Below are 6,930 nucleotides of genomic sequence, written 5' to 3'. Positions count from 1 at the left end.
GGCAGCGCCCGCGGCCGCCGGGGCCGGGGCCCCGCCGCGCGCCGCGGGCTGCTGGGCGGAAAGGGCGGTGCCGGCCGCCAGGGCCAGAACCGCCACTCCGGCGCGCAGGGCGCGCTCAGGCGCTCGCGTCATCGGTGATCGGAGTGGAGGGAATCACGTACGTCTCGATGGAAAAGCGGGCCTGCAGCGGCACGCCGCCCCGGGGGGCGGCGGCGGGCGCAGCGGGTCCGGACGGCGACGCCTCGGGCGCGACCGTGAGGTTGGTGGGCGTCACCACCCGGGGCAGCGAGGCCACGCGGGTCAGAAACTCGCCGATCTGGTGGTACTGCCCCGTCACCGCCAGGTCGTACACGCGGCGGGTGTAGTACTCTTCTTCCGTGGCGCCCACGGGCTGAATGGAGCGCAGCTCCACCCCGGTGCGCTGCGCCTCGGCGGAGATGGCGTCCAGCAGGTTGGGCACTTCTTCGGCGGAGGGAATGAGCCCCTCGGCCAGCTCCAGCTGCTCGCGGTACAGGGCCAGCCGCTCGTCCACCGCCGCCTCGTTGCCCTGGGTGATGGAGCGGCTGCGCCCGTTCACCGTCTTGAGCGCCTCCAGCTGCGTCTCCAGCCCGGCGATGTTGTCGCTTCTCTTGGAATACACCTGGTCGTAGAACCCGAAGCCGAGAAGGGCGACGGCGACGACCATGTACAGCAGGTACTTCTTCTGCTGCGGTTCGAGCGGCGGAAGCGCCATGCGGTTATCGGGTGCTTACGAGGGGAAGAGTCTGCACGAAGGCCGGGTCCGGGTTCTCCCAGCGGGCCTCCAGGGTGAACTTGAGCACGCTGCGGCCCTGCACGTCGGTCTGCTCGCTGGTCACCAGCGACACGTCGCGGATCATGGGCGACCCTTCCAGGTTGCGCATGAAGCGGGTGAGCGACTGCGTGTTGCCCGCGTTGCCTTCCACGTTGAAGCTGGGCCCTTCGGCTGCCTGCGCCACGGCGGCGGCCGAATCGGCCTTGGCCTTGGCCGAGTCCGCCGCGGTCTTGGGCGGCGGCGGCGGGGCGGCGGGGGTGGCGCCGGCGTCGTCGGCCACCGCCAGCTTGGTGAGCCACAGGTACGGCGGCGTGGCGCGGCTCACCTCGTCCATCAGGTGCGGCCACACGAAGCGGCGGCCGTCCACGCTGCGGATCACCTGGATCTTGCGGTCGATGGTGTCGCGGCGCGTGTCGAGCGTCTTGAGCCGGGCGATGCTGGCCTCCAGGCGCACCGAGTCGGCCCGCTCGCGCTCCACCTCGGCGGTGAGCGCCGCCATCTGCGAGCCCGACGTCCAGGTGTAGTACGCGGCAAACACGAGCAGCAGAACCAGCGCGCCGGCGGCGCCGGCAAGGCGCGGGTCGCCCCCCACCCGGGGAAGGCTCACACTTCCCGAGGCGCGGCGGGCGGCGGGCTTGCGCGCGCCGGCGCTGCCGCCGGGAAGCAGGTTGATCTCGATCACGAGGAATTCTCCGAATCGTTCCGGAAAGGTCGGGCGCGGCTCACGCGCCGCCGCGCAGGGCGAGGCCCACCGACAGCATGAGCATGGGGGCGAGTTCGTCCACCGCCACGAAGGAGGTCACGCCCGGGCGCACCCGCAGGCGCTGCAGGGGCGAGGCGACCTCGGTGCGGGCGCGCAGGCGCGCGGCCAGCACGTCCACCAGCCCGGGAATGCGTGCGCCGCCGCCGCACACGTACACGCGGCCGGGCACGGCGTCGCCACCCAGAAAGGCCAGCGCCCGCTCCACGCCCACCGACAGGTCGTCGGCGCCCTGGCGCAGCAGTTCGCTGAACTCGCCGGCGCGCTCGGAGCGGCCCTGCAGCACGGCGTCGGCTTCTTCTACCGTGAGGCCGTGCATGCGGCGCATGTCCTCGCGCAGGCGGCGCGAGCCGAAGGGCACGTCGCGGGTGAGCACCATGGCGCCGTCCTGCAGCACGTTCACCGTGGCGATCTCGTGACCCACGTTCACCAGGGCCACGATCCCCTCCATGGCCTCCGGGTAGTTGTACTCAAAGGCGTTGTGCAGGGCGAAGCTGTCCACGTCCACCACGTCGGCCGACAGGCCGGCGTCGCGCAGCAGCCCCACCCGCTGGTCCACCACCTCGCGCTTGGCGGCCACCAGCAGCACGCTCATCTGCAGGCCGTCGTCCAGCGGGTCCAGGATCTGAAAGTCCAGCTGCACGTTTTCCATGTCGAAGGGAACGTACTGCTCGGCCTCCCAGCGAATGACCTCGCGCGCGTCCGCCTCCTTCATGCGGTCCATCTGGATCTTCTTGACCATCACGTCGCGCCCGCCCACCGACGAAACCAGCCGCCTGGGCTTGAGGCCCGAGGTTTCCACCAGCGACCGCACCGTCTCCACCACGATCTGCGGGTCCATGACCTCGCCCTCCACGATCGCGTCGGCGATCAGGGGCGTGTGCGACACGTGCGTCAGCTCGGGCTCGGCGCCGGAATGGTCCACCACGGCCACCTTGATGAACCCGCTGCCGATGTCGAGGCCAACCGTGCTCTTGTTGCGCCGGAAAAGCGAAACCATGGATTCGGAAAGAATCGGGGTGCGAAAAACGCGGGGCGCCGCGGAGGGCGGCGAGGTGCGTGGCGAACGGGTGTTTGCGGGAAGGCTGACGGGTATGGTAGCGCGGGCATGCTTCCCCGTCAAGGCAGAGGAAACATGCCCGCGCTAACCCGTGCCGCCGATGCGTTTACCGTATCAGTTCGTACCAGGCGTACGTACCGCCGGCGTTCTGCGCGGCAGTCTGCAGCGCCGAGCCATTGAGCGCCTCTTCGGCGTCGTTGATGGCGCAGCGGTTGTACTTGATGGTGGCCGTACCGTTGATGTTGTCTTCGACGGTGCTGGAGGCGCCGAACGACACGACCGACCCTTCGATCTTGGACTCCTGCCCCGCCGATCCGCCGCGGATGAACATGTCCTTTTCCACCAGGATGATCCCCTTGTACGTGAAGTTGCCCTGGATCTTCAGGCTTCCGTTCAGCACGATGATCATCCCCTGCCCGTACCGGCCGGTGAGACTGACTTCGTTGCCGTTCAGCCCGGTGGCGTCGATGGCGACCACGACATTGCGCGTGGACGAGCCCGTGGGGCAGGTGAGCGAGGTGCCCAGCAGCACCTGCGGGCAGCCCCAGTCGTAGCCCGCCGGCTGGTCCGGGTCCGAGTCGATGCGCCCGCCGTTGAATTCCGGCTTGTTCCACCGGCGGCCGAACTGGATGGTGGCCATGTCGGCGAGCTGGCGAAGGGTCACGCCCGGGCCCAGCAGCGTGTCGGCCATCTGCTCCTTGGTGAAGCCCGCCACGTTGGTGGCGCCCTCGAAGGTGCTGCTTCCGCCCCGCGAGATGGTGGCGCCGGAGGTCACCTGCACGGAGAACGGCGCGGTGTTGTTGCTCAGCCCGCAGTAGTTGGTGCCGCTGCGGCCGTCGCTGATGGTGGCGTTGCCCGACACCGACAGGTTGCCGCCCGACACGGCGCCGGCGTTGATGTTGGTCTGCACGCGCGCCGCCTCGCGCGTGACGCCCACAAAGGCGCCCACGGCGCGGCCGCGGCCGCTGGGCGGCATGGCCGTAAGGGAATACAGCTGCGACCTGCGCACCCGGTTGCCCGCCGCGGTGGTAACGTACTGGATGGACCCGTTCACTAGGCGCGCCACGGTAAAGCTGTACGTCTTTCCGTCGGGCCCCACCGCCGTGGTGACCGCGCCCGTGGTGTCGCTGGGGAGAAAGCGGTCCTGGCCCGTGGGGATCACGGCCGTGAGCCGGTCGGCCACGTACTGCTCCAGCGCCGCGTCGGCGTTGTACAGCGACGAGGCCGCGCCGCGGTGCGCCGAGCTGATGGCGAACTCGGTGCTGGAGGTGAGCAGGGCCGTGGTCACCAGCAGGCTCACCGCCACCAGCCCGAAGAGCGCGACGGGAAGGGCGGCGCCGCGCCGGTCGCGAAGGGAGTCCAGAAGGGATCGGTTCATCGGGGCCTCAGAAGGTGTTGCGGATCTGCACGGTCACCGAGTCCTGGCGGTAGTTGCGCCCGGTGGTGGACCGCGCCTGCTGCTTGCTGGCCATCCGCACGTGGAACCGGATGGAGGTGATGCCCGCCGTGGACGGGCTGGCCACGGGCGGGGTGAGCTCCGTGGTGCCCGCGAAGTAGCGCAGGCGAACCGAGTCCGTCACCACGGGCCCGGCCAGCGGCTGCATGGAAAAGCCGGACGATTCCACGCCGTTGCTGCGCCGGATCCAGTCGCCCCCCGGCCCCGCGGCCACGTCGTACCGCACCCGCTGGTACACCATGGCCACGTTGCCGGCGGTGGTGTTGGTGGGGTGGTTGGCTCCCGTAAGGCGGTACGCCGTCACCGGCCCGCCGGGCGAAAGCGTGGTGCAGCCGTACGCCGGGTCGGTGGCACTGACCACGGCCACGCCCGTGATGGTGGCGCGGGCCGACGCCGCCGTAGGCGCCCACCCCGCGGCCGAGGTATTCACCATCAGCCCCCAGGTATCTCCCGTTCCCGGGGCGGCGGAGCCGTCCGTGGGGAACATGACCACGGTGGCGGTCGCGGAGGACTGGCACACCACGCCCCAGCGGGCGGGCAGGTACAGCTCCACGAGTTGGCGTTCGGCCGTCACCAGCCCGGCGCGCAGGGCGCCGCGCAGGTCGGTGCCCACGATCTCCAGGGCGCCGCGGGCGTTCTGCTGCACCTCTTCGCGGGCGCTCTGCACGCTGGCCATGCGGGCCTGGCCGTTGACGAAGTTGAAGACGCTCCCTACCAGGATGCCGCCCACCACCAGCGATACCATCAGTTCCGCCAGGGTGAAGCCGGCCCGGCCACGCGGAGCGGATACGGGTTCAGGGCGCACGGAAGGCTCTGCCGGTAAGGGTGACGGGCGACAGGGTGACCCCCCTGCGTGCCGACGTGGACGGGGTCACGGTGATGGTGACGCGGTACAGCGTGCCCGCCGGACCGGCCAGCGCCACCGTCTCCACCACCTGGTCGATGCGGGTTCCGCTGGCCAGGGTGGTGCTGCCGCCGGTGGGCGCCGTTCCGCTGCGGGCCGCCGCCAGCGCGGCCTCCATGTACTGGGAGCCCACGAGCGTGTATTCCGTCGTGAGGTTGGCCTTGGTGATGCTGCGGCTGGCGCCGATGGCCAGCGACTCCAGCGCCATGAGCCCGATGGCCAGGATCACCATGGCGATGAGCACTTCCATGAGCGCGAATCCGTCGCGCCCGCCGGCCGCGGGCCGCGGAGCGGCGATGCTACTGCTGTCCACGATACACCCTTCCTACCCAGGAGATGCTGATGGTATCGGTGCCGCCGGCGCGCACGACCATGAGGGCCGACGCGCTCCCGGTGCGCCGCATTCCGCGCGAATCGAAGCTCACGGTGGCGGGATAGCCGCCGGAGAGCGGCTTCAGGGTCACGCCGCGCCTGGAGCCCTCGATGGTGACCTTCTTGACCAGCGTGTCGGCCGTGGTGCCGGTGTACGACACCCGGTAGCTGGACGTGTCAACCAGCGTAAGCTGCACCGTGCGCCCCACGCGCACGGCCTGGGCGCGGGCCAGCGTAAGATCGCCCACCAGCTGCGACGTGGCGCTGCGCTGCGTGAACTGGCGCACGAAGGAGGTCAGCTTGGGGACGGCCGTGGCGAGGATCACGGCGGCGACGATCAGCGTGATCATCAGCTCCGTGAGCGTCATGCCGGCCCGGCTGCCCAGACGGGAAGAAAGTGGGTTGCTCATGCCGGGCAGCAACGTAACTTCCGTGCCCTGCCGAAACCCTTGCGGCTACGTGGTTTTCACCCCTTGGCCGCTCCCCGCGTGCGGAAAACATTTCCGGATTTCGAATTGTTTTTCCTTACCGCACCCGCAGCACGCGCCCCACGGCGGAAAGGGTCAGCGTGTCGGCCACGGCACCCTGCCACACCCAGAAGGTGCGGTTGTGAAAGCCCCGCGGGAGCCCGCGTGAGGTGAACTCCACGCTGTCCGCTCCGTTGACTTCGGCGCACACGCGCCCGCCCGCCGCCCGCAGGTTTACCCGCCGCATGCGCTCCGCCGCCTGCCCCCGCGCGCCCACCCGGTACTGGTATCCGCCCCGCCGGCCGCGAAAGCGCGGCGCGCACTCCGCGGCCGGCTCCAGCACCAGCACGGCGCCCGCCCCTTCGCGAATGGCCACGCCGCGCGCGTGGGCCAGGTCGCCCGCCACCCGGTTGGCCGCGGCCCGCACCTGCATGCGCGCCAGTTCCCGGTCCATCCGCGGCACCGCAAAGGCGCACAGCACGCCGGCGAGCCCCACCGTCACCACCAGTTCCAGCAGGCTGAAGCCCGCATCCATCCCCTGCATCGCCCCCTCCGTTCCCCGCTCGTGTCCGCATTCCCCCCGCGACGGCCCGAACCGCGCGTCCACCATGAATGCTTTGGGGCGAGGGGCACGTCAAACCGCGACCCGCCACAAAACGGACAGGTTCGCGTTTGTTGGCGATCCGGAGACAGAAAAGCCGCTCCATCCGGGAAGATGGAGCGGCCAATCCAGATGTTTTTTACGTGATCGGGGTGCGCTACTCCAGCCCGTAATCGCGGATCTTGTAGGAAAGGGCGCGTACGGAAAGCTCCAGCAGGTCCGCCGCCCGGGTGCGGTTGCCGCCGCAGCGCTCCAGCGCGCGGGCGATCAGGGTGCGCTCCAGCGCCGGGAGGCGGCGCTTGACCGAGAGGTCGGCCTCGTCGTCGCGCACCTCGAAGAGCTGCTTGCCGGCGCGGACGTGCGTGGGGAGGTGCTCCTCGGTGATGCGTCCGCCGGAGAGGACCAGGGCGCGCTCCAGCACGTTCTCCAACTCGCGGACGTTGCCGGGCCAGGGGTAGGCGGCGAGAACCGGGAGGACGCTGCGCGTGAGCTCCGGCGAGTCAATGTGCAGGCGCTT

At 70.3% G+C, this 6,930-nt stretch carries 9 protein-coding genes; all 9 read right to left on the bottom strand.

Annotated features, from left to right (window positions below):
• Positions 1–115 precede the first annotated feature (115 nt).
• Positions 116–733 (bottom strand): type 4a pilus biogenesis protein PilO, encoded by a 618-nt coding sequence (locus VF665_RS13200; protein WP_331053898.1) that lies wholly within the window; start codon positions 731–733, stop codon positions 116–118.
• 4 nt (positions 734–737) lie between these two features.
• Positions 738–1,475, bottom strand: coding sequence for a PilN domain-containing protein (locus tag VF665_RS13195; protein WP_331053897.1), 738 nt, complete (start codon positions 1,473–1,475; stop codon positions 738–740).
• Positions 1,476–1,515: 40 nt separating this feature from the next.
• Positions 1,516–2,553, bottom strand: a complete 1,038-nt coding sequence (gene pilM, locus VF665_RS13190) for a type IV pilus assembly protein PilM (RefSeq protein ID WP_331053896.1) — start codon at positions 2,551–2,553, stop codon at positions 1,516–1,518.
• 166 nt (positions 2,554–2,719) lie between these two features.
• The gene (locus VF665_RS13185) at positions 2,720–3,991 is read right to left on the bottom strand and encodes a pilus assembly PilX N-terminal domain-containing protein (RefSeq protein WP_331053895.1); all 1,272 of its coding nucleotides are present in this window, start codon (positions 3,989–3,991) and stop codon (positions 2,720–2,722) included.
• A 7-nt stretch (positions 3,992–3,998) separates the two neighbouring features.
• Positions 3,999–4,874 (bottom strand): PilW family protein, encoded by an 876-nt coding sequence (locus tag VF665_RS13180; RefSeq protein ID WP_331053894.1) that lies wholly within the window; start codon positions 4,872–4,874, stop codon positions 3,999–4,001.
• On the bottom strand, positions 4,864–5,286 hold the full coding sequence (locus VF665_RS13175) for a prepilin-type N-terminal cleavage/methylation domain-containing protein (RefSeq protein ID WP_331053893.1): 423 nt from the start codon (positions 5,284–5,286) through the stop codon (positions 4,864–4,866). Before VF665_RS13175 ends, VF665_RS13180 begins: the two co-directional genes overlap by 11 nt.
• Positions 5,273–5,755 (bottom strand): GspH/FimT family pseudopilin, encoded by a 483-nt coding sequence (locus VF665_RS13170; RefSeq protein WP_331053892.1) that lies wholly within the window; start codon positions 5,753–5,755, stop codon positions 5,273–5,275. Before VF665_RS13170 ends, VF665_RS13175 begins: the two co-directional genes overlap by 14 nt.
• Positions 5,756–5,870: 115 nt before the next feature.
• Positions 5,871–6,356: a pilus assembly FimT family protein gene (locus VF665_RS13165; RefSeq protein ID WP_331053891.1), complete on the bottom strand. Its 486-nt coding sequence runs from the start codon at positions 6,354–6,356 to the stop codon at positions 5,871–5,873.
• Between the two features lie 214 nt (positions 6,357–6,570).
• Positions 6,571–6,930 (bottom strand): helix-turn-helix domain-containing protein (locus tag VF665_RS13160; protein ID WP_331053890.1); only part of this gene is annotated, 360 nt, incomplete at its 5' end.

It is taken from the genome of Longimicrobium sp. (assembly GCF_036387355.1).
In the GTDB taxonomy this organism is placed as follows: domain Bacteria; phylum Gemmatimonadota; class Gemmatimonadetes; order Longimicrobiales; family Longimicrobiaceae; genus Longimicrobium.
Note: the sequence above shows the minus strand (reverse complement) of the source record. Positions and strands in the feature narration are given on the sequence as shown.